We start from the raw sequence: 2,903 nt of genomic DNA, 5'->3' as shown, positions 1-2,903 counted from the left end.
ACGGTGCGGCCGCCTTCGCGCACGCTCGCATAGAGCGAACCCTGGGCACGCGCCAGCACGCGCACGCGGTGGGCGCCGTCGACTGGATCGAAACCCTCGCCGAGGAACAGCGCCGCCCAGGCCTCGTCGGGCGCGGTGTCGACCTCGGCCGGCAGCACGCCGGCCGGTGCCACGGCCTGCATCCGGCGCAAGGTGGCGGTCTGCACCAGCGTGGGCTTGGCGCCGCGATAGCGCCGGGCTTCGAGCTCGGCGCGCAGGCCGTCGAAGCAGGCGAGATCGGCCAGCCGCAGCATGGGCGGGAGCCCCTGCGCGGCGTAGCCTTGCTCGATCCGCTCGAGCGTGCCCTCGGCCGCCGGCGCATGGCGCAGCGGCACGGCGGAGCGGGCGCGCGAGACCGTGCCGTGGTCGAAGGGCAGCAGCCAGCCCTCGATGGCGCCGACGGCATCGGGCGACACGGCCGCGACCGTGGCGCGCTCGATCGCTTCGACTTCGGCACTCATGGATTGGGCTCCGGCGGCGCGAACTTCGCGCTGGCCACGCTCTTGAGCAGCGACTCGCGCTGGTTGCGGCTGATGCCGCGCACGCCCTCGGCCACCCACTTCACGCGGTCGGGATCGATGGCCCCATCGCGCCGCCACTGCTCGAGCACCGCCTGCGGCTTGTGCAGCATGGCCGCGAGCCAGACCGCCTGCGCCGGTTCGAGGCTGCGCGCGCTGCGCTTGAAATAGCGCTTGGCCGCGGCTTCCGCGCCGCAGAGGTTGCCGCCCCAGGGCGCGTTGTCGAGATAGAGCTGCAGGATGCGCGCCTTGCCCAGCGTCTGTTCCATCTCGACCGCGTAGAGCAGCTCGCGCAACTTGCGTTCGGCCGTGCGCTCGCTGCCGGTCGCCAGCAGCTTCGCGAGCTGCTGCGTGAGCGTGCTGCCGCCGCGCTTCTGCGCGCCTTCCTTCTGGTTGTTGTCGATCGAGGCCAGGATCTCGGTCAGGTCGTAGCCGGTGTGGGTGAAGAAGCGCTGGTCCTCCGCCGCGATGACCGCGCGCGCGAGCCAGCTGTCGTTGGTCAGCCTGGCCGAGGGGCCGCAGCTGGTGCGCGCGCCCAGCATGGCTTCGGTGCCCAGACCCTCGACCGTGAACTGGCTGACGCTGGGCAGCACCGAGAAGGTGGCTTCGGGCAGCACGACGTGGCCGCGCAGCGCCAGCGTGCCGCCGATGCGCGCGCGCTGCAGCTCGGGCAGGCCGGGCACCAGCACCGCGTACCAGCGCGCGATCGGCGCGTCCTGGATGTCGACGCTGAACTGCAGGTTCTTCGGCGCGAGGCGGCCTTCCCACTTGCCCTGCAGCGTGGCGGCGGGATCGCCCACGGGCGATCCCTGCGGCGTGGCGCCGAGCGTGCCGTTGAGCGTGTTGCCGTCGCGGCGCACCGTGGCCACCAGCTGCTGCACGCGGATCGGCTGCGCGCCCAGCGCCGGCAGCTCGACGCTGCATGGCGCGCAGTGCAGCTCGAGCAGGCCGTCGGCCGCCTTCCAGGCGAAGCGCACGGTGCCGTGGCCGGTGTCGAGCGAGCGGCCGTCGAGCCACGGCGCGAACCAGGGCGAGGTGGCGATGCGCACCGCGGTCGGCACGCCGGTCTCGAAGGCGAGCGGACCGGCCTTCACCGTGGTGCGCCATTCGCCGGGCGCGGGGGCCAGCGCGAGCTTGACGATCAGGAAGATCGCCACGCCGGCCGTGATCACCAGGGCCAGCAGGCCGAAGAGGAGAAATCGCAGGGTCTTTTTCAGCAATGGGTTCACATCGGTCTCGCCACGGTGACGGCTTGCCACGGTCCGTTCGACCGGCCGCTGGCTGCCGCCCAGTACCAGGCTGAAGTGTCGGTGAAAGCGGCGCCATCGGCGTCGACGATGCGCTCGCAGACGCGTAACTTTTGCCCGCCGTGCCGTTGCGCAACAAAACAGCGCCACAAATGCGATTCGCCGGCCTGCACCTGGTGCTCCAGCCGCTCCTGCGCGATGCGGTAGCCGAGCGCGCGATAGCAGTCGGCGGCCGGATGCAGCATGCGCGTGGGCTCGCGCACCTCGCGCATTACCAGGGTCTGGCGGCCGTCGGTCATGCGGCCGATGGCGCCCGGGAAGCGGTCCGCGAAGCGCTGCTCCACCTCGCTGAGCGCGAGCGGACGCAGCGCGGCACCGTCCCATTCGCGAGGCCACTCGATCGTGCTCGCCACCGGCGCGGCCACGGCCGGCGCGCGCAGCGCGGCGGCGCCCGACCACAGGATGCACAGCAGCATCGCGACGGCGAACAGCGTCTTGTGGCCCATGCGGTTGATGAAATGGTTCGCGAACAGGCGCTCGAACATGTGCTCAATGGGCAGTGTCGACACGGCGGCCTCCCTGGGTGGTGATCAGGCCCGGAACGGGCCGCATGACGAAATCGAGGCCCGCGTCGCTTCGCTCGCGCGTCATCAGCCGCGCGATGGCACCGCACACCAGCGCCAGCACGACCAGGCCCAGCGCGTTGTGCGCCCACGGCGCCAGCGGATGGCCGGCGCCCTCGCAGGCGATCAGCACGCTGTTGCGCACGATGTTGCCGGCCAGCACCGCGAGGCCGACCAGCGGCAGCCGGGCCAGGAAGCCGCGGTCGGCGCGCCGCGCCCACAGCGCGACGGCACAGGCCGTGAAGTAGCCGAGCCAGACCATCTGCACGCCCGAACACGGCGCATCGACGATCACCATCCGGCCATCGATCAGCAGGGTGCTGCCTTCACGCGCCACCTCGAAGCCCGGTGCCAGCAGCCAGCGGCTGGCCTCGGCCGTCACCACGCGCAGCGGATAGCCGGCATAGAACTGCAGCGACGAGAGCAGTGGCAGCGCCAGCACCGCGAGACCCGCGACCGGCACGGCCGCCACGCGG

Annotated in this window: 4 protein-coding genes; all 4 read right to left on the bottom strand. The window is 72.0% G+C overall.

The window, feature by feature from the left end:
- Positions 1-500, bottom strand: a 500-nt coding sequence (locus tag AC27VN_RS37825) for a GNAT family N-acetyltransferase, cg3035/Rv0428c family (protein WP_490879978.1), incomplete at its 3' end; no start/stop codon positions are given.
- Positions 497-1,786, bottom strand: a complete 1,290-nt coding sequence (locus AC27VN_RS37820; protein WP_490879977.1) for a biosynthetic peptidoglycan transglycosylase — start codon at positions 1,784-1,786, stop codon at positions 497-499. The genes AC27VN_RS37820 and AC27VN_RS37825, both read right to left, overlap by 4 nt.
- Positions 1,783-2,349 (bottom strand): hypothetical protein, encoded by a 567-nt coding sequence (locus AC27VN_RS37815; RefSeq protein ID WP_490879979.1) that lies wholly within the window; start codon positions 2,347-2,349, stop codon positions 1,783-1,785. The genes AC27VN_RS37820 and AC27VN_RS37815 overlap by 4 nt, the downstream gene beginning before the upstream one ends.
- Positions 2,350-2,353: 4 nt before the next feature.
- On the bottom strand, positions 2,354-2,903 hold a 550-nt coding region (locus AC27VN_RS37810), incomplete at its 5' end, for an archaeosortase/exosortase family protein (protein WP_490879976.1).

Source organism: Variovorax sp. 20P10.2.4 (assembly GCF_058244205.1).
The sequence above is the reverse complement of the archived record's forward strand: the minus strand, read 5'-3'. Positions and strand labels throughout refer to the sequence as shown.

Excerpts from the sequence above, each read along its gene's own strand:
- AC27VN_RS37815 (WP_490879979.1), bottom strand. The coding sequence starts at position 2,349 with ATGTTCGAGCGCCTGTTCGCGAACCATTTCATCAACCGCATGGGCCAC.